At 71.4% G+C, this 19,048-nt stretch carries 18 protein-coding genes; 11 read left to right on the top strand and 7 right to left on the bottom strand.

Annotated elements, in window-relative coordinates; all coding sequences use genetic code 11:
• The first annotated feature begins 91 nt into the window (after window positions 1-91).
• The 3 genes from ACFC09_RS34850 to ACFC09_RS34840 all read left to right on the top strand — a co-directional run bounded on the left by ACFC09_RS34850 (window position 92) and on the right by ACFC09_RS34840 (window position 2,362).
• Entirely contained in the window at window positions 92-856 is a 765-nt protein-coding gene (locus tag ACFC09_RS34850; protein WP_376535042.1) for an acyltransferase, read from the top strand.
• Window positions 857-1,050: 194 nt separating this feature from the next.
• Window positions 1,051-1,623: a helix-turn-helix domain-containing protein gene (locus tag ACFC09_RS34845; protein ID WP_376535040.1), complete on the top strand. Its 573-nt coding sequence runs from the start codon at window positions 1,051-1,053 to the stop codon at window positions 1,621-1,623.
• A 181-nt stretch (window positions 1,624-1,804) separates the two neighbouring features.
• Window positions 1,805-2,362, top strand: coding sequence for a YbaK/EbsC family protein (locus ACFC09_RS34840; protein WP_376535038.1), 558 nt, complete (start codon window positions 1,805-1,807; stop codon window positions 2,360-2,362).
• 2 nt (window positions 2,363-2,364) lie between these two features.
• Here ACFC09_RS34840 and ACFC09_RS34835 read toward each other — a convergent pair whose 3' ends face one another.
• Window positions 2,365-3,588, bottom strand: a complete 1,224-nt coding sequence (locus tag ACFC09_RS34835; RefSeq protein WP_376535036.1) for a cation diffusion facilitator family transporter — start codon at window positions 3,586-3,588, stop codon at window positions 2,365-2,367.
• A 61-nt stretch (window positions 3,589-3,649) separates the two neighbouring features.
• Between ACFC09_RS34835 and ACFC09_RS34830 the strand changes: the two genes are divergently transcribed.
• Window positions 3,650-4,015 carry an ArsR/SmtB family transcription factor gene (locus tag ACFC09_RS34830; protein ID WP_376535034.1) on the top strand — a complete coding sequence of 122 codons (366 nt, stop codon included), beginning with the start codon at window positions 3,650-3,652 and terminating at the stop codon, window positions 4,013-4,015.
• 24 nt (window positions 4,016-4,039) lie between these two features.
• On the opposite strand, the gene ACFC09_RS34825 is transcribed toward ACFC09_RS34830, so the two are convergent.
• From ACFC09_RS34825 to moaA, 4 genes are all read right to left on the bottom strand, one after another.
• A complete protein-coding gene (locus ACFC09_RS34825; protein WP_376535032.1) occupies window positions 4,040-5,257 on the bottom strand; it encodes a 4-hydroxybenzoate 3-monooxygenase in 1,218 nt (405 codons plus the stop codon).
• 128 nt (window positions 5,258-5,385) lie between these two features.
• Window positions 5,386-6,609 carry a molybdopterin molybdotransferase MoeA gene (locus tag ACFC09_RS34820; protein WP_376535030.1) on the bottom strand — a complete coding sequence of 408 codons (1,224 nt, stop codon included), beginning with the start codon at window positions 6,607-6,609 and terminating at the stop codon, window positions 5,386-5,388.
• A gap of 2 nt (window positions 6,610-6,611) precedes the next feature.
• A complete protein-coding gene (locus ACFC09_RS34815) occupies window positions 6,612-6,866 on the bottom strand; it encodes a hypothetical protein (protein ID WP_376535029.1) in 255 nt (84 codons plus the stop codon).
• Between the two features lie 60 nt (window positions 6,867-6,926).
• Entirely contained in the window at window positions 6,927-7,913 is a 987-nt protein-coding gene (moaA, locus tag ACFC09_RS34810; protein ID WP_376535096.1) for a GTP 3',8-cyclase MoaA, read from the bottom strand.
• A gap of 242 nt (window positions 7,914-8,155) precedes the next feature.
• Between moaA and ACFC09_RS34805 the strand changes: the two genes are divergently transcribed.
• The 5 genes from ACFC09_RS34805 (at window position 8,156) to ACFC09_RS34785 (ending at window position 15,048) form a co-directional block, all read left to right on the top strand.
• Window positions 8,156-10,453, top strand: a complete 2,298-nt coding sequence (locus ACFC09_RS34805) for an FdhF/YdeP family oxidoreductase (protein ID WP_376535027.1) — start codon at window positions 8,156-8,158, stop codon at window positions 10,451-10,453.
• A gap of 7 nt (window positions 10,454-10,460) precedes the next feature.
• A complete protein-coding gene (gene fdhD, locus ACFC09_RS34800; protein WP_376535025.1) occupies window positions 10,461-11,300 on the top strand; it encodes a formate dehydrogenase accessory sulfurtransferase FdhD in 840 nt (279 codons plus the stop codon).
• Window positions 11,301-11,625: 325 nt separating this feature from the next.
• Window positions 11,626-12,645: a cupin domain-containing protein gene (locus ACFC09_RS34795; protein WP_376535023.1), complete on the top strand. Its 1,020-nt coding sequence runs from the start codon at window positions 11,626-11,628 to the stop codon at window positions 12,643-12,645.
• Between the two features lie 194 nt (window positions 12,646-12,839).
• Window positions 12,840-13,493, top strand: coding sequence for a GntR family transcriptional regulator (locus tag ACFC09_RS34790; protein ID WP_376535021.1), 654 nt, complete (start codon window positions 12,840-12,842; stop codon window positions 13,491-13,493).
• A gap of 484 nt (window positions 13,494-13,977) precedes the next feature.
• Window positions 13,978-15,048 (top strand): FUSC family protein, encoded by a 1,071-nt coding sequence (locus ACFC09_RS34785; protein ID WP_376535019.1) that lies wholly within the window; start codon window positions 13,978-13,980, stop codon window positions 15,046-15,048.
• Window positions 15,049-15,327: 279 nt separating this feature from the next.
• Here the strand turns inward: ACFC09_RS34785 and ACFC09_RS34780 are convergent, their stop codons facing one another.
• Together ACFC09_RS34780 and ACFC09_RS34775 are read right to left on the bottom strand one after the other, a co-directional pair.
• Window positions 15,328-15,849 (bottom strand): SMI1/KNR4 family protein, encoded by a 522-nt coding sequence (locus ACFC09_RS34780; RefSeq protein WP_376535017.1) that lies wholly within the window; start codon window positions 15,847-15,849, stop codon window positions 15,328-15,330.
• A 743-nt stretch (window positions 15,850-16,592) separates the two neighbouring features.
• The gene (locus tag ACFC09_RS34775; RefSeq protein ID WP_376535015.1) at window positions 16,593-17,567 is read right to left on the bottom strand and encodes an SGNH/GDSL hydrolase family protein; all 975 of its coding nucleotides are present in this window, start codon (window positions 17,565-17,567) and stop codon (window positions 16,593-16,595) included.
• 530 nt (window positions 17,568-18,097) lie between these two features.
• Here ACFC09_RS34775 and ACFC09_RS34770 point away from each other — a divergent pair.
• Window positions 18,098-18,301: a hypothetical protein gene (locus ACFC09_RS34770; protein WP_376535013.1), complete on the top strand. Its 204-nt coding sequence runs from the start codon at window positions 18,098-18,100 to the stop codon at window positions 18,299-18,301.
• Window positions 18,261-18,692, top strand: a complete 432-nt coding sequence (locus tag ACFC09_RS34765; RefSeq protein WP_376535011.1) for a hypothetical protein — start codon at window positions 18,261-18,263, stop codon at window positions 18,690-18,692. The genes ACFC09_RS34770 and ACFC09_RS34765 overlap by 41 nt, the downstream gene beginning before the upstream one ends.
• Window positions 18,693-19,048 lie beyond the last annotated feature (356 nt).

Below are 19,048 nucleotides of genomic sequence, written 5' to 3'. Positions count from 1 at the left end.
GAAGTTCACCGGCACCGTACGCCACCCGGTAGGGCGAAGATCACAGCGGTACCGGCTCATGGCCGCGGCGCGCGCTGAGTACCGTGAGCGGGTGCCGAAGCCCAAGAACACGTTCTCGTCCTGGGGGCGCCGCCTCGCCCAGCGAGTCGTCCAGGCGGGCTGGGCCTGGGCGCAGCGCGTGGGCTCCGTCACCGCCGAGCACCCCGGGCGGCTGCGCTTCGGCGCGATGGGAACAGGTACCAGACTCGCCTTCCCGCTCGGCACGGTCTTCGGCGAACCCTGGATCCACCTGGGCGCCCACTGCATCGTCGGCGAACAGGTCACCCTGACCGCGGGCCTGATGCCGGACCTCGACCTCGGTCCCGAGCCGATCCTGCGCATCGGCGACGGGGTCGTCCTCGGCCGGGGCAGCCACGTCATCGCCGACACGACGGTCACCATCGGCAGCGACTGCTACTTCGGGCCGTACGTGTACGTCACCTCCACCAACCACTCGTACGACGACCCGCACCAGCCCATCGGCCGGCAGTGGCCGCGGATGGAGGCGGTGGTGATCGGGCCCGGGTGCTGGATCGGGACGGGTGCGGTGATCCTGCCGGGCGCGCGGCTCGGCCGGAACGTGGTGGTCGCGGCCGGCGCGGTCGTGCGCGGCGCGGTGCCCGACCACGCCGTGGTGGCGGGCGCGCCCGCCCGGGTGGTACGGCGCTGGACGCCCGACGAGGGCTGGCAGCCCCCGCTGCGCACACCCGCCCCGGTGCCCATCCCGGCCGGCATCACCCCGGAGCAGCTGCTGGCACTGGGCGACCTCGACGAGGAGGCCGTGGCCCGGCTCGCCGAACTCGACTCCGACGGCTGAGGGGACCGGGCACCCCGGCACCCGTCGCCGAAGTCGGCGAGCCCCCACGGGAGGCGCGTGGCCGGGGCGGAGCATGCTGTCACGGGCCGCCTCGCAGTACAGTTCGGTGAACGCTCGGGTGCATCCCAGCGTAGTGCGATCGAGTAAACTGCGTCATTCAAAATAATGGACTGCCGGGAAAGCCAGGACTCATCGTGTCGGACCTCGATCTGCTGACCCAGTCACTGGCGCGCAACGTCAAGCGCTGGCGCACCGAGCGCGGCTTCACCCTGGACACGCTGGCCACCCGGGCGGGGGTCAGCCGCGGCATGCTCATCCAGATCGAGCAGGCCCGCACCAACCCCAGCCTCGGCACGGTCGTGAAGATCGGTGACGCGCTCGGGATCAGCATCACCACGCTGCTCGACTACGCGCAGGGCCCCATGGTCCGGATCGTCCCCGCCGAACGGGCCGTACGGCTCTGGCACACCGACGCCGGCAGCTACAACCGGCTCCTCGCGGGCGCCGAGGCCCCCGGCCCGCTGGAGATGTGGGACTGGCGGCTGATGCCGGGCGAGAGCAGCGCCTCCGATCCGCACCCCGCGGGCACGGTGGAACTCGTCCACGTCACGGCGGGGGAGCTGACGCTCACCGTCGACGGGGTCGAGCACCACGTCCCGGCCGGCGCGAGCGCGTCCTTCGACGCCGGCACGGCACACACCTACGGCAACGACGGCGACGTACCGATGGAGATGGTGATGGCCGTCTCCGTCCCGCCCGTGGGCTGATCCCGACGCCGGGCCGCGGTCCCGTCCGCGGGTCCTCGTCCGGTCGCCGTGCCGCCGCCCCGTGCGCGGGCCGCGGTGCCGTTGCCGGGCCGTCGGACCGCGGTTCCGCCCGCCCGCGCGCCGTCGTTCGGCCGCCGGCGGCCGTTCCTTCGCCGTCCCGCCGGGCTGTTAGCGTGCCGACATGCGCGCACCCATCGGAGACTTCGACACCGCCCTCCCCGCTCCGGACTGCCTCGACGACCTGGCCGCTCCGGTCGCCGACGCCGTGCGCAACTGGCGCGGCGGCGTCCCCGCCGACCAGATCGTGTACGTCGACACCGAACCCGAGTGGGCGGACACCGCCGTCTTCGTCGAGCACTACGGCCGTGACCTGCTGGAGCGGTCCGCGAACTGTGTGGTCGTCGCGGGCAGGCGGGGCGGCGGGACGACCCTGGCGGCGTGCGTGGTGCTCTCCACCACCCGGGTCGACGTGAACGGGACCGTCCGCCGCCGACTGGGCGCCCGCAAAGCCTCCTTCGCCTCGATGGACACGGCGACCGGGGAGACCGGCATGGAGTACGGCGGCATCACCCCGGTCGGGCTGCCCGCCGACTGGACGGTGCTGGTGGACTCCGCCGTCGTCGACCTGCCCTACGTCCTGGTCGGCAGCGGACGCAGGCGCGGCAAACTGCTGGTGCCGGGCAAGGCGTTCGCCCAGCTGCCGGGCGCCGTGGTCCTGGAGGGGCTGGGCGTCGCCTGAGTTCAGGCCGTCAGATGGTGCGCCAGCATTTGGTGCGGGTCCGCCTCGCCGGGCAGCGGCGCCGGATCGGCGTGCACCAGGGCCGCGGTGAGCTTCGGGACGGCGTGCAGGAGGGCGTGCTCGGCGTCGACCGCGATCGCGTGCGCCCGCCGCACCGTGGCGTCGCCGTCCACCACGATCGCCACCTCCGCCCGCAGCCGGTGCCCGATCCAGCGCAGCCGCAGCTCGCCCACCCCGCGCACCCCCGGCACCTCCCGCAACGCCTGCTCGGCGCGGTCCACCAGCGCCGGGTCGACGGCGTCCAGCACCCGCCGGAACACCTCGCACGCGGCGTCCCGCAGGACCAGCGCGATGGCCGCGGTGATCGCCAGCCCCACCAGCGGGTCGGCCGGTCGCCAGCCCAGCGCGGACCCGGCCGCGCCCACCAGCACGGCCAGTGAGGTGAAGCCGTCGGTGCGGGCGTGCAGCCCGTCGGCGACGAGCGCGGCGGAGCCGATCTCCCGCCCCACCCGGATCCGGTAGCGGGCCACCCACTCGTTGCCCGCGAACCCGATCAGGGCGGCCACGGCCACGGCCGACACGTGGTGCACCGGACGCGGGTCGAGCAGCCGGTCCACCGCCGTCCATGCCGCGAAGGCCGCGGACGCGGCGATGGTCAGCACGATGGCGATGCCCGCCAGATCCTCGGCGCGGCCGTAACCGTAGGTGAAGCGCCGGTTGGCGGCGCGGCGGCCGACCACGAACGCGATGCCGAGCGGCACGGCGGTCAGCGCGTCCGCCGCGTTGTGCGCCGTGTCGCCGAGCAGCGCCACCGACCCGGACACGACCACCACCCCGGCCTGCACGAGCGCGGTCACGCCCAGCACCACCAGGGACACCCACAGCGCGCGCATGCCACGCGTCGACGCCTCCAGGGCCGCGTCGAGCTTGTCGCCGGTGTCGTGGGAATGCGGGGTCAGGAGATGCCCGAGGCGGTGCCGCAGACCGGAAACCGGCCGGGAGCGCCCGTGGCCGTGCTCGTGCCCGGGGGCGTGGCCACGCCCGGGTGCGGGCCCGTGCGGGTGGCCGTGGCCGTGTCCGTGCGCCTGCCCGGCCCTCGGCCCGCCCTCATGCCCGTGCTCGTGTCCGTGTCCGTGGTCGGGCCCGCGATCGTGCTCGTGTCCGTGCCCGCGATCGTGTCCGTGTCCGTGGTCATGTCCGTGGTCGTGCTGGTGCCGGTCGCTCACGTGGGTCCCCTTCCGGTGCGCGTGAGTGGACGCACGACGCCCACGGAGCCATTATGTGCGTATGAGCGCACGCTTGCACCTATCACCTGCGCAGCATGCGCACCCGCGTACCCCGGGCGAGGAACAGTTCGCGGTCGCCGCCGACCTGCTGGCGCTGCTCGGCGACCGGACCCGGCTCACCCTGCTGCACGCCCTCACGTCGGGGGAGGCCGACGTCACCACGCTCACCGAGGTCTGCGGCGCCGCCCGTCCCGCGGTCAGCCAGCATCTGGCCCGGCTGCGGCTGGCCGGCCTCGTGGACACGCGCAAGGAGGGCCGCCGCGTCGTCTACTCGCTCCGCCACGACCATCTCGGCCGCCTGGTGACCGAGGCGCTGGACGTGGCGGACCACCGGCTCGGCGAAACCCGCTCCGGGACGGCGCACTGAGCCCCGCCGGACGTCGGGGCCCGGTCAGAACGCGGCGGCGGCGCCGAGATACTGCTCCGCGAACGCCGTCGCCGCGGCCGGCGAGGTGAACAGCCGGCGCAGCCGTGCCAGGGAGGTGCCCGCGTGGTACGGGTCGCCCGACGCGGTGCCGTGATAGATGCCGGACAGCCACTCGGAGAACTCCTGGTAGTCCCACACGCGTCGCAGACACGCCTCCGAGTACCCGGCAAGACCGCTCGCGTCGCCCGTCGTGAGGTGGGCGACCAGCGCGTCGCCGAGCAGGAAGGCGTCGTGCAGGGCCAGGTTCATGCCCTTCGCCGCTATCGGCGCGGTGAGATGGGCCGCGTCGCCCGCGAGGAACAGCCGCCCCGACGTCATGGACCCCACGACGTAGTTGTGCATGTCCAGCACGCGCTTCTCGATCAGCCGGCCCTCCGCGAGCGGCGCCGCCCCCGCGGCGCCGAGCCGTTCCCGCAGTTCGGACCAGACCCGCTCGTGCGGCCAGCCCGCCGGGTCGTCGCCGGGCGGGCACTGGAGGTAGTAGCGGGTGACCTCCGGGCTGCGTGCCATGTGTCCGGCGAACCCCCGCGGATGGACGCCGAACACCACGCAGTCGGCCGACGGCGGTGCCTCGGCCAGCAGCGCCAGCCAGCCGATGCCGTAGTCGTGCCGCGCGAGCCGGGCCCGTTCCGGGGGCAGCGCCCGCCGGGACACCCCGCGCGCCCCGTCGCAGCCGGCGACGAAGTCGCAGTGGACGACTTGGCGTTCGCCGGTCTCCGGGCACAGGTACGACACCGAGGGGTGGTCGGTCTCCAGGTCGTGCAGCCGTACGTCCCGCACGCCGAAGCGGATGTCGCCGCCGCGGACGTCGGCGTACTCGCGCACGAGGTCCCTCACCAGCAACGGCTGCGGGTACACGTAGTGATGACGCCCCGTCAGCTGACGGTAGGGGAGCCGGTACCGTTCGCCGCCGAAGCGGAACTCGCACTCCTCGTGCACCTGCGCCCGCGCCAGCAGACCGGCCGCGAGGCCGCGCCGGTCGAGCCCGCGCACCGCCCACTCCTCGACGACGCCCGCTCGGGGGCGCGCCTCGATGGACTCCCTGCTCTCGGTCTCCAGGACCAGGCAGTCGACGGCGGCGGCCCGCAGGATGTTGCCGACGGTGAGCCCGGCCGGACCGGCACCCACGACGACGACCGGCCGCCGCCCCGCGGACGCGGGGCGGGAGGAAGGGAATGTCACCTGATCATTATGACGGTGACTTGTCAGCCCCCGTGCCGCCGGTGCGGACCGGCCTCCGGCGCGGGGTGCCGGTCCGCCGCGGACGCGAGGATCCCGAGCGGAGCCCAAGTCGGCCGTGGCGCACGGCGTCACCGGGGAAGATCGAGCACTTCCACGTCGGTGCCCGCCGGGACGCCGCCCGGTGGTACGACCGCCAGCGCGTCGGCGAGTGCCACGCCGCGGAGCATGGCGGGGCCGTCGAACGGGAGGGGAACCGCGCGGCCGTTCTCGGTCCTCGCGGGCACCAGGCGGACGTCGCGGGCGTGCCCGGGGAACGCAGCGGCCGTGGAGCAGCGGCGGGCCCCGGCCGGCCGGTGCCCGCCGAGCCGGCGCAGCAGCGGCACGGCGAGCGTCACCAGGCCGGCGACCGCGGCGAGCGGGTTGCCCGGCAGCCCGACCAGACGGCGGGGCGACTCGTCGGCGGCGGGCGGGAGTTCGGCCAGCAGCATGGGGTGGCCGGGGCGTACGGCGACGGAGTCCACGAGCAGTCGGCCGCCGACCGCGTCGAGGGCTTCGTGCACCAGGTCGGTGGGCCCGGCGGAGGTGCCGCCGGTGGTGATGATCACGTCGGCCGGTGCGTGCCGCAGAAGATCCCGCAGCGCGTCCGGGTCGTCCCCGACCGGATGCCTGCCGGAGCACCACGCGCCGCTGGAGCGCAGGGCGGGGTCGAGCAGCGGGCTGAGCGCGTCGCGAACACGTCCCGCCGACGGGAGTCCGGACGTGGTGAGTTCACTGCCCGTCACCACCAACCGCACGGTCGGCCGCCGGTGTACGCGCAGCCGGTCGTGCCCGGCCGCCGCGGCGAGCGCGGCGACCGCCGGGGTGACCGTGGTCCCGGCGTCGAGGAGCGTCGCGCCGGTAGCGCACTCCTGGGCCCGGTGGCGGATGTCGTGGCCGGTCGGCAGCGGGGCGCCGCTGCGCAGCAGGCCGGCTGCCTCGGTGCCGTTCTCACGGCGGAGCACGGCGGTGGCGCCGGCCGGGACGGGCGCGCCGGTGGCGATGGGCCGGGCGGTGCCGGTCCGCAGCGGCGGCGGGACGTCACCGGCCAGGATGCCGCCGGTGCACAGTCGCCAGGGGCCGGGTCCGGAGACGGCCCAGCCGTCCATGGCGGAGGTGTCGAAGGCGGGCAGGTCGGTCAGCGCGGTCAGGGGTCCGGCCAGCGCGTGTCCCACGGCGCCGGACAGCGAACGGCTGATCGCGGGCAGCGGCGCACCGGTCCGGCCGGAGATCTCGCGGGCCGTCGCCCAGGGAAGGTGCTCGGCGGCCGGGGAAGCGACGGGGTGCGGGCCCGGCAGCGTGTGCGCGACGCTCATGGTCACGCCTCCTCAGGGGTGTCGGCGTGCTCGCTCGCCCACCGTCCGGTGAGGGCGCGCGGGCAGCGGTGGGCCTCGGACCGGTAGGTCCGTGCGCCGTCGACCGCCTCCCCGGCCGTGCGACGGACCGGGCGAGCGGCCGACGGCGTCGCGGGGCGTGCCACGGCGTGCGCGGCGGCGGTTGCCCGCGGCGGCTCCGGTACGGCGATCCGGGAACCGAGGCCGGGTTCGACCTCGGCGATCCATTGGTCGAGCACGGGTTTCTTCCTTGGCGGGTGGGCCCGTCGGGGCCGGGGAAGGGAGGCCGGAGCGTGCGGTCAGCCGCCGATGGCGGACATGGGGCGGTCCGGCTGCCGGAAGCCCGCGGCACCGATGTCGTGCCCGCGGCCCTTGCCGGCCACCGCGCGGCGCCAGGCGGCGGCGATCTCCTCGTCGTCGGCGCCCTTGCGCAGCAGGCCGCGCAGGTCGGACTCCTCGGTGGCGAAGAGGCAGGTCCGCAACTGTCCGTCGGCGGTCAGCCGCAGCCGGTTGCACGAACCGCAGAAGGGCCGGGTGACACTGGCGATCACCCCGACGACGGAGTCCGTTCCGGCGATGCGCCACTCCTCGGCGGGCGCGGTGTCCCCCTCGGCCCGGGGCAGGGGACGGAGCGTCATACGGGAGCCCAGTACGGCAAGGATCTCGTCGGCGGTGATCATCCGCTCGCGGTCCCAGGCCCCTTGGGCGTCCAGGGGCATGGACTCGATGAACCTGAGCTGGTAGCCGCCGTCGACCGCGTAGGAGACCAGGTCGAGGATCTCGTCGTCGTTCACGCCGCGCACCAGCACCGTGTTGATCTTCACCGGCCGCAGCCCGGCGTCCCGCGCCGCGGTGAGCCCCCGCAGCACCCGGTGCAGGTGGTCGCGCCGGGTGATCTCGCGGAACCGCTCCCGGCGCAGGGTGTCCAGACTGACGTTCACCCGCTCAAGACCCGCGGCGCGCAGCGGTCCGGCCAGACGCTCCAGGCCGATTCCGTTCGTGGTGAGGGAGATCTCGGGTGCGGGGGAGAGGGCGGAAATACGGTGGACGAGTCCGGGGAGTCCCCGACGAATCAGCGGTTCGCCTCCGGTGACCCGAATGGAACGTACACCCAGTCGAGAAACCGCAATTCGGACCAGCCGGTGGATCTCGTCATCGGTCAGCACCGCGGAACGGGAGAGCCATTCCAGACCTTCCGCCGGCATGCAGTACGAGCAGCGCAGATTGCACCGGTCGAGCACGGACAGCCGTAGATCGGTGTGGATCCGGCCATACCGATCGACCAGCGGCGCACCGGCCTGGTGGGCGGGGTGCTCGGGCCGGGCGGCCGTGTCGGAAGTCGCTGAACCAGTCTCCACGACCAGAAATCCTGAAGTGCTTTCCCGGGAAAAGTCAAGGCGGCTGATAGAAGCCGTCTATCACGAGAAAGGCAAAAGCTTTTTGACGCAGGTCCGCGGCGGGCGTAGTTTTTCGGCGGCGCATATTCGCGGCTGTTTCTGTGTGGTTCGGAAAGGAAAGCAGGCGGGCCATGAGTGTTCTGGAAGACCCTACGGACGACGCTCTGGAGGTCACGCCGCCCAAGACCTGGGCGACAGGTGTCCCGGCCGTCACGCACGCACTCCGTTACTCGCTGAGCCAGACATCGCCCCGCCGGACCATGCTGACGCTGCTGAACATCAACCAGGGCAAGGGGATCGACTGCCCGGGATGCGCCTGGCCGGAGCCGGAGCCGGGCAAGCGGCACATCAACGAGTACTGCGAGAACGGCGCCAAGCACATCAACGACGAGGCGACCACACGCCGCCTCACCCGCGAGTTCTTCGCGCAGCACACCGTCGACGAGCTGAACGGCAAGTCCGACTACTGGCTGAACCAGCAGGGCCGGCTCACCGAACCCATGGTCAAGCGGCCGGGTTCCGAGCATTATGTGCCGATCGGCTGGGACGAGGCCCTGGACCTGATGGCCGGGGAACTGCGCGGCCTGGACTCCCCGGACGAGGCCCTGTTCTACACCTCGGGCCGGCTCAACAACGAGGCGGCGTTCCTCCTCCAGCTCCTCGCCCGCGCGTACGGCACCAACAACCTGCCGGACTGCAGCAACATGTGCCACGAGTCCAGCGGGTCGGCGCTGGGTGAGACCCTGGGCATCGGCAAGGGCAGCGTCAGCCTGGACGACATCCACAACGCCGACCTGGTCTTCGTCGTCGGCCAGAACCCGGGCACCAACCACCCGCGCATGCTGACGGCGCTGGAGGAGACCAAGCGCAACGGCGGCGAGGTCGTCGCCGTCAACACGCTGCCCGAGGCGGGCCTCATCCGGTTCAAGCACCCGCAGCGGCCGCGCGGCATCGTCGGCCGCGGGACGAAGATCGCCGACCAGTTCGTGCACATCCGGGCCGGCGGCGACCTGGCGCTGTTCCAGGCGCTGAACCTGCTGCTGCTCCAGGCGGAGGAAGCCCGCCCGGGTACCGTCCTGGACCACGACTTCATCCGTCGGCACAGCACCGGTTTCGAGGCGTTCGCCGAGCACGTCGGCAAGACCTCCTGGGACGACGTCCTGGCCGCGACCGGTCTGGCCCGCGAGGAGATCGAGGAGATCCACGAACGGGTCCTGAACGCCAAGAGCGTCATCGTCTGCTGGGCGATGGGCGTGACCCAGCAGAAGCACGGCGTGCCGACGATCCGCGAGATCGTCAACTTCCTGATGCTGCGCGGCAACATAGGCAAGCCCGGCGCGGGCGTGTGCCCGGTGCGCGGACACAGCAACGTCCAGGGCGACCGCACCATGGGCATCTGGGAGAAGGTGCCGCAGCGGTTCCTCGACGCGCTGGAGCGGGAGTTCGGCTTCACCCCGCCCACCCGGCACGGCCACGACTCGGTCAACTCCATCCGGGCGATGCGGGACGGCCGGGCGAAGTTCTTCCTCGGCGTGGCCGGCAACTTCGTCCGGGCGACCCCCGACTCCGACGTGACCGAGGCGGCGATGCGCCGCTGCCGGCTGACCGCGCACATCTCCACCAAGCTCAACCGCTCCCACGCGGTGTGCGGTGAGACCGCGCTGATCCTGCCCACGCTGGGCCGCAGCGACCGGGACGTCCAGGCGGGCGGCGAGCAGTTCGTCACCGTCGAGGACTCCATGAGCATGGTCCACGCCTCCCGCGGACGCCTCACCCCGGCCTCCGGTGAACTGCTCAGCGAGGTCGCGATCATCTCCCGCCTGGCCCGCCGCACCCTCGGTGACTCCCCGGACATCCCGTGGGAGGAGTTCGAGCGGGACTACGGCAGCATCCGGGACCGGATCTCCCGGGTGGTCCCCGGTTTCGAGGACTTCAACGAGCGGGTCGCCCGTCCGGCCGGATTCCACCTGCCCAACCCGGTCAACAGCCACACCTTCAACACGGCGAGCGGGAAGGCCGTGTTCACCAGCAACGACTTCGTCGACCTGCGGGCGCCCAAGGGGTACCTGATCCTCCAGTCGCTGCGGTCGCACGACCAGTGGAACACCATCCCGTACGCGATGAACGACCGCTACCGCGGCATCCACAACGGCCGCCGCGTGGTGCTGGTCAACCCCGAGGACATCGAGGACCTGGGCCTGGCCGAGATGCAGCTGGTCGACCTGGTGAGCATCTGGCAGGACGGTGTCGAACGGCGCGCGGAGGAGTTCCGGCTGGTGCCGTACCCCACCTCCAGGGGCTCGGCCGCCGCCTACTACCCGGAGACCAACGTCCTGGTCCCGCTGGACAGCGTGGCCGACATCAGCAACTGCCCCACGTCCAAGGGCATCGTCGTCCGGCTGGAGCCCGCTGGCTCCCACGAGAGGTGAGCGGGCCATGGGACGTGTGACCGCCCGTAAGCGGGTGCTGCGGATCAGGGACGGGGTGCCCGGGTACCGTCCGGACACCCTCGCCGCCGAGGAGCCGATGGAGATCCGGGTCGCCGGACGGCCGCTCACGGTGACCATGCGCACCCCCGGCAACGACTTCGACCTCGCCGTGGGGTTCCTCGTCAGCGAGGGCGTCGTCCACGCCGCGAGCGACGTCCTCGGGATCCGCTACTGCGCGGGTGCCACGGACGACGGCAGCAACACCTACAACATCGTCGACATCGCGCTGGCTGCGGGCGTGCCCGTCCCGGACGCGTCGCTGGAGCGCAACTTCTACACCACGTCCTCCTGCGGTCTGTGCGGCAAGGCGAGCCTGGACGCCGTACGGACCGTCGCCCGCTGGAGCGTGGCGGACGACGAGACGCGCCTAGACCCCGAAGTGATCTTCACCCTGCCGGACCGGCTGCGCGCCGCGCAGCGGGTGTTCGACAGCACCGGCGGGCTGCACGCGGCCGGACTGTTCAGCGCCACCGGCGAACTGCTGTGCCTGCGCGAGGACGTGGGGCGGCACAACGCCGTCGACAAGGTGGTCGGGCACGCGTTGCAGCAGGGACTGCTGCCGCTGCGCGGAAGCGTGCTCATGGTCAGCGGCCGGGCCTCCTTCGAGCTGGTGCAGAAGGCGGTCATGGCGGGCATCCCGGTGCTGGCCGCCGTGTCGGCCCCGTCCTCGCTCGCCGTGGACCTGGCGGACGAGGCCGGCCTGACCCTGCTGGGTTTCCTGCGCGGCAGGTCGGCGAACGTCTACGCCGGTACCGAACGGGTCCGGGTGGCCGAACCGGTCGGCTGAGGCGACACCGGGTCCACGGGTCCGGTGCCATCCGGCGGCGGCCACCGGACCCGAGCCGGGCCGTCCCTGCCCCGCGCTCCGGGTGAATCGCGCCGCGCGGACGCGGGCGGGGACGACGAGCAGGACCGGGCCGCGCCCCCGGCCCGGTCCTCCGCATGTCCCGGAGCGGAGGATTGTCATGAGCATGACTTCCACGCGCGGTGAAGCGTGACGCGTCCCGGTTCGATCCGCCCCGGCGGGACTCCCTTGCGCAATAAATGCAACAGGGGTACCGTGCGAGAACGACTGAGATACAAGTCGTGCCTATGAGAGGGAGTGATTCGAGATGGGCCTCGCGACGCTGCAGGTTTCATCCACCAAGAGCGACGAGTTCGACCCGACCGTCCCGGCTGTCGTGAACGTCGCCGAGTACGGTTTCGAGGGCCGGTTCGAGGACTGGGCGGCCGACGCCCGCTACTTCGAGTACTCCAAGGCCGCCAACCCGATCGGGTCCGGGCACACGCCGAAGGTCCCGGTGCGCACCTTCAGCCCGTCCCTGCACGCCGAGGGCCCCTCGCGGATCATCCCGCTGGACCTGTCCCGGGAACTCGGCATCGAGGACGGCCCGGCGACCAGTCCGGGCCTGATCGCGAACTTCGTGCGCATCAACGCGGGCGAGTCCGTGCCGACCCGGCCGAACGCCACGAGCGAGCTGTACTACGTGCTCAAAGGCCACGGCTACTCCGCGGTCAACGGCCGCCTGGTCAACTGGGAGAAGGGCGACTTCGTCGTCCTGCCCGCCCAGAGCGCCGCCGTGCACTACGCGCAGGCCGAGACCGTCTTCTACTACGTCACCGACGAGCCGCTGCTGCGCTACCTCGGCGCGACCGCCACCGAACCGCGCTTCCGCGCCACGAAGTTCGCCCGCACCGACGCCGTCGCGGAACTGGACCGGATCGCCTCCCGGCCGGGCGCCAACGACAAGTCCCGGGTCAGCGTCCTGCTGAACAACGCCGACCAGGAGCAGACCCTCACCATCACCCACACGCTGTGGGCGATGTTCGGCGTCCTGCCCGCCGGCCAGGAACAGCGGCCCCACCGCCACCAGTCGGTGGCCCTGGACCTGATCCTGGACACCCCCGAGGGCTGCTACACCCTGCTGGGTGACCGGCTCGACGAGCGCGGCGAGATCATCAACCCGCAGCGGGTCGACTGGGAGTCCGGCGGCGCCTTCGTCACACCGCCCGGCAAGTGGCACGCCCACTTCAACGAGTCCGACCAGGACGCCCACCTCATCCCCGTCCAGGACGCAGGTCTCCAGACCTACCTGCGCTCCCTCGACATCCGCTTCACCAACCGCCGCTGAGACCGGCCAGGACCGGCCTGCCGCGGTCCGGGTGCGGGCTGCGGACGCGGGCCTCGGGACGGCACCGGCCGGCGCGGGACAGCGATCCGCCGGCCGGTGCCGCCCGCACCCGGTGCCGACGGTCGGGATCCCGCTGGGATCTAGAGTGGACCGGACTTGGATCCCGGGCGGATGCGGCAGTGCTGGAGGACGCGGTGGCCGGAAGCGTGAAGGTGCAGGCGAAGGACCGGGCGTACGAGTTCGTCAAGCGCCAGATCCTGAGCGGGGCGTACGAGGGCGGCGACCTGATCAGCGAGGGGGATGTCGCCAAGGAACTGGACATGTCGCGCACTCCGGTGCGTGAGGCGTTCCTGCGGCTGGAGATCGAAGGGCTGCTGCGGCTGTATCCGCAGCGGGGCGCCCTGGTGGTGCCCGTCTCTCCCGGCGAGGTCCGGTCCGTGCTGGAGGCGCGCGAAGTCCTGGAGCAGTTCGCGGTGCGGAAGCTGATGGACGGCCCGGCCGCGGTGCGCGAGGCGCTCACCGAGGAACTCACCGGGAGCATCGAACGCCAACGCGGGCTGCTGGGGACCGGCGACCTGGACGGCTTCTTCGAGGACGACCGGCTGTTCCACACCAGTCTGCTGACGGCGGCCGAGAACCCGCTGCTCGCCCGTTTCTACACCTCGCTGCGCGACCGGCAGGTCCGCATGACCGCCGATTCCGTGCTGGCCACCCCCGGGCGGAGCGACTCGATCCTCGCCGAACACGCCGAGATCGCCGACGCCATCCGGGCCGGCGACGCGGAACGGGCGCTCGGGGCCGTACGCACCCACCTGGCCAGCACGCGCTCGGCGCTCGGCCTGGCCTAGCGCCCCGGCAGGCAACGTTTCGCCCCGTCGCGACGCTCCCCCAGCCTTCGGCCGGGAGGTACCCCCAGGCACGCTCCCCCAAGCTCTTCGAGCAGGGGGGACCCCCACTCGCCGCACCGGCCGAAAGCCCAAGTACGTCCAGTACGAGGACTTCCGGCCGGCACACCGAGTGGGGGTACCTCCCACGCCCGTCCAGGGCAGTGGGGGCCACGCACCGAACGCCGCTCCTTGACGGGCAAACGTTGCCTGCCGAGGCACTAGCGCCGCACGGCGGGCACCCCGGGCGGCTGCCCGGGGCGTCCGGTCGTCCGGGGGCGGCCGGGCCGTTCCGTCGGCCCGTCCGCGCGGCGAGCGGTCCCGGTCCGACCACCTGTTCGGTGCGTGCCCCGGGTCAACCACACCGCTATGTGAGATACAACTTGCATCTAGGATCCTGTCCGCCTCGGAACGGCCGGCGACAGGACCGTACGAGGAGACACCTGACATGACGGACCCGCAGGAGGCCGGACGGCCCCCGGTCGGCCGCGTGCCCAGGCGCTCCGCCCGTATCCCGTGGGACCGCACTCTCCGCGGCGCGATCGCGATGGGCTGGTCCGTCGGCCTGGCGCTCCTCACCCAGGTCGACGCGTCCACCGCCCTGGTGGTGGGCGGACTGAGCGCGATCAACGGGGACCACAGCGGTCCGCGGCAGGCGCGGCTGGCCCGCCTCGGAGCCGTCGCCGTCGGCGGGACGGCCGGCATCACCCTGGGAACCCTGGTGCACCACAGCGGTTGGCCGCAGGTCCTGGCCATGACGACGGCCGCTCTGCTCGCCGCGGTCGCGGCGGCCGAAGGCCCCGTGGGGCAACTCGGCGGAGTCAAACTCATGCTGCTCACCGCCATCGGCGTCGGCATGAACGGCGCGGCCCCCGCCTGGCAGTCCGGTCTGCTGTTCCTGCTCGGGCTCGCCCCGATGGCCCTGCTGCTCCTTCCCGCCTTTCTCGCCCGGCCCGCCCGGATCGCCCCCGCCCGGATCGCCCCCGTCCGTCGCCTCGCCCGGGTCCGGCGCCCACGCGTCCCCTGGCTCGACGTCGCCCGCCTCACCGCCTGCGTCGGGACCGCGGCGCTGGTGGCGAACCTCGTGCACCCCGCCTACGCCCATTGGCTGCCGCTGACCGCCATCATGATCTGCCGCTTGGACAGGGCCGAACAGACCAGCCGTCTCAAGCACCGCGCGGCCGGGACGGCGCTGGGTGCCCTCATGGTCCTGGCGGTCGCCGCCGCGGCCCCGCACGGCTGGGAGCTGCTGCTGCTCGCCCTGGTGGTCGGCACGGTCCTCCCGGGCGCCACCGATGCCGCGTACACCTTCCACACCGGTCTGGTCACCGTCATCGTGCTCGTCCTCGCCGACCCCACCGTCGCCACGCCCCCCGTCGCGCTGCGGGCGCGCGTCGCGGACACCGCCGTCGCGGCCCTGATCGTGGCGCTGTTCACCATCGACTGGTGGTCACTCGGGCGCGGACGGCACGCCGCCGGACGAGGGGGCGGGCCGGCGGACGCCAACGCAGCGAACTGATCTCGATCAGCAGAAGAGGCCACGGTCGCTCCTGACCTGCACGAGTACCCGCTCGCGCCACGTAAAAGCACGTTTCCGGTCTGGAGCCCGGGGACTCGGTTCTGCACGAGATCGCTCGCCGCTGGCCCTCTTACCAGGACCCCGAAAACGGCGAGCGCCTGCACCGTGTCTCCGCGGTTCACGCCGAAGCCCAGGTGGGGCTCCATTGACCATCACTGGATGATCTTCACACAGTGGTATCCCCTGTCACCAGGGCAGGGGATACCACCGTGTTCAATTTCAGGACAGGGGTTCGTAGAACGGGCGGTCAGGCGCGAAGTTGCGAGAACACACCGTTACGTCCTCACCCCTGAGATAAGCCAGCAACCATTCGCTGAACGTCATCTCGTGGAGAGTCCAGGCCGGACTGTCAAGCTCCTGAACCAGAACGCGCCAGGGCGACGAGGGTTCATCTGGAACGCGAAGGAAAACCCATTCCCCCGTCGTGGCCGACGCCACCGGCATCAGCTCACCGGGGTTCGCCCCTACCGGACTGGGCAGGAACTCTGCCATGTCCTCCTCGCGCCAGAGGTCGAGATCCCCCCTGATGGTGTCTCCCAGACTGTGCAGAAGATGGCCGGCCGGGTGCTTCAGATACAACTGCCCGTTGATCTGGATTGAACCGTAGGCGTTCATGATCTCACGGAAGTCCGCAGGGAATTCGATACCGAATTCCCGCTCCATTTCGGTCCATGGCGCCGCATCCGACCAGTTGAACGGGGGATCACCCAACAGGGCTTGGATCTCTGAAAGCGCTGCCACCACTAGGCCCCTTCTAGCACGTCGACCCTTTACCGGTATTGGAGTTGATCGCAGTACACGAAAAACTGTTCACGATCCCCCCTGGGGTCCGTGTTCGGTCATTCCCACCTGAACGATTGTAGGGACGGCCGAATTAGTGCCACCGGAGGTCTTCTCCGTCTGGGTGTGGACCCCCCCGGAGGGCCAGTACGTGAAGCCGACCGCGTTGCCGTTGGCCTTGGTCTGCTGCAACTGCTGGCCACGGGCGGTGTACGTGTACCCGGTGACCTTCGGACTGGCGTCCGTGGCGGAGCCGCCGACCTTGACGGTCTTGACCAGTTCCCGCAGATCGTAGGTGTAGTCGGATCAGTCGGGCGTCATGGTGTCGTTGTCGCGTTTGGCCGCCGGTTCGAGTCGCCGGCGGGAGCCGCAATCAAGGGCTGGCGGTGTGAACCCCCCCCGTGACCTGCGGAGATTCGCTCATTGCGACCATGCCGGGACATCTTCCGAATACGCGCGTCGGCTGACGGGGCGGTCACACCTCTCCGGATTACTCTGTGGCGCGCAGGTTGGTGCCCTCGGCGGCCAAGCGGGCACATGTGAATGGCTTGCCGCCAGGGGGTTGGACCAAGAAGAGGCGAAGGGGCCAAGTGATGTTGTGGGGTTCGCGGACGGGGGGTTGTGCAAGGTCGGGTGAAACGCGGCGTCCGCCGCAACCCACCGGAGGGTGCGGCGGACGCCTCAAGCTGTCCGGCGTACGACAGTCAGCCGCCGAGGATGGCGTCCTCGACCTGTGCAGCGGCGTTGGCCTGGCCACGGGCGTTGGGGTGAACGAGGGCCCAGGTCAGGGGCTGGAGGCGCTGCAGGATGCCTTCCACCCACTTCTCCTGGGCGGGAGCGCACACGCTGTGGCCCTTGCTGGAGGTGTAGATGTCGACGTAACGGTCGCCGTGCGCGGCGGTGACCTGCTGGATGACGGCGTTGAGCGGCTCAAGAGCCGATTCCCGCAGCCAGTTCAGGTCCGCGTGGCGGATGGTGGAGAACTGCAGGAGGTTGCCGTACAGGCAGTTGGCGGGGGCGTCGGGGATGACCGTTGGATAGCCGACGGTGATGACCTTGGCGAAGGGGGCCTTCGCGTGGATCGCCGTCAGCATCTGGTCGTACTCGCGACGGACGGTCTCAAGGCGGGTTGGCATGCTCCCCTCGAAGTGGTCCTTGCAGGGGCTGGAGCCGACGGATCCCTGGGGACCTAGCTCGATGCACTTGCCGAGGAGTTCGCCGAAGCCGAGGCTGTTGCCGCCGACACCCACGGTGACCAGGTCGGTGGAGGGGGCCAGGGCGTCGATCTGCGGGGGGACGGGCGCGAAGGGGTAGTCGGGGTCGTGCTGGTCGATCACGCCGGGGATGTGCAGCTCGTAACCGGTCGGCGTCTGCTCTTCGCGGTAGACGTTGGCGATGGTCGCGCTGCCGCAGCTGACGTTGCGCAGGTGGACCAGCGAGCCCAGGTCCCGCCTGATGATCTCGGGGTAGGACTCGGTGGTGCGCTGGCAGCCGTCGCGGGGGTGCTCGAAGGTGTCGCCCGCCGCGGGGATGGCGCCGGCGCTGTAGGAGTCACCGAGCGCGACCCACTGCAAGCTGCCTGCTGCTGCGGCGGGGGCGGACGATGATGCGCTGGCGCCGAGCAGGCAGAGAGCCGCGGCTACTGCGGCTCCCGCCAGCTTCTTGCTGAATCGGGGCATGCTGAAATCTCCGTCAGGACACGGTGGTTGACAGGACAGCGGCCCCGGCGCCGGGTAGCCACACGGATACTAAGGGTACTGATCATGGAATCGGTGCAGGTCCGAATAGATCGTCTTTTCACACCGAATCGGTCAACCTTGTCACGCTGGCGAAGTCCGCCCACGCCGAGGCGCCGATCAGCAACACCAGCCACCGGTCACCCTGCTGTCGCGGGCGGGGACGATGTGGGGGAGTCCGGCAGCGACCTCGCCGCCAGGTGCTGGACGGTGGAGCGCCGGACATCGAGCACGGCGGTGTAGATGAGACGCTGTCGCCGAGTGAGGCCCCTCGGTCGGATCCTTCTGACGCAAGATCGCTCCTGCCAGGGGCCTTGCCGGTTGGTTCCGGACTTGGAGACAGCAGGGGCACGGAGACAACGGCGATCACAGCAAGTACATCGCCGACCGCTCCAATCAGCGGATCCGGAAAGTGCCTCCGGACGGTGTGATCACCACGATTGCCGGCAACGGTATTGCGGAATTCAGCGGCGATGGGGGGCGCTGCCGAGGCCGGACTCAACTTCCCGCATGCCGTTGCAGCAGACGATGCAGGCAACATCTACATTGCCGACGACGATAACCATCGGGTGCGGAAGGTTACTCCACACGGCGTCATCACCACCGTCGCAGGATGCGGTCGCGGCGAATACAGCGGTGACGGTGAGCCTGCCGCAGAGTGTGGCTGTCGACAATGACGGCGTCCTGTGGATTGTCGATTACGAAAACTCGCGAGTGCGGAGGGTCGGAAAGGACGGCATCATCGCCACCGTCGCGGGCACCGGAGCCGGTGGTTTCGGTGGTGACGGCGGACCTGCCATCGGAGCGGAGTTCGACCAGCCCCTGGCGATCGCGGGGTGTGCGACGGGGGAGCTCTGTGCCTCCGACTTCGGTAACCACGCTCGGTCCCCGGTCCCGGCCGGCCTCCCCCACCATCGCGGCCACTCGGTCCGGCCCCGGCGGCGGACGGTCCGCCGGTACGGGGCACGCCTCCGCCAGGCCCTGGGCGGCCACCCCCACGCCAGTGCCGTGCCGCCTCCGGTCGGATGGTCCGGCCTGTGCGATGGCCCGCCCCTGGTCCTCCCGTGACGGACTGGAGCGGCGCCTCAGACGGACCAGTGCGAACACGGAAATTCTTTGCTCCGGCCTGAACTCCCCGGAGCACGGTCGCCTCTGGCGGCCCAGCAGTGGCCCGGTGGTGGCTCGCAGGTGGCGCGCGACTGGCTCGCACACGAGACAACCTGCGCAACCGCGAAACCACGGTGAGGAGAAGTGCGTGCGCCACCCTGAGCCCATCGAACACATGCCAGGCGATAGCAAAGCCCGGCCGGAGATTCCCTATTACTTCACGTCAGCACGAGCACGGCCTTACCCCTCAGCCCCGGGTGCCATCCAGCCCTGCCGCACTCCGCCGCCCATAACGCTCGCCCCCTCCGGCGACCATG

The sequence above is a fragment of the Streptomyces sp. NPDC056161 genome (assembly GCF_042268025.1).
Lineage (GTDB): Bacteria > Actinomycetota > Actinomycetes > Streptomycetales > Streptomycetaceae > Streptomyces.
Note: the sequence above shows the minus strand (reverse complement) of the source record. Positions and strands in the feature narration are given on the sequence as shown.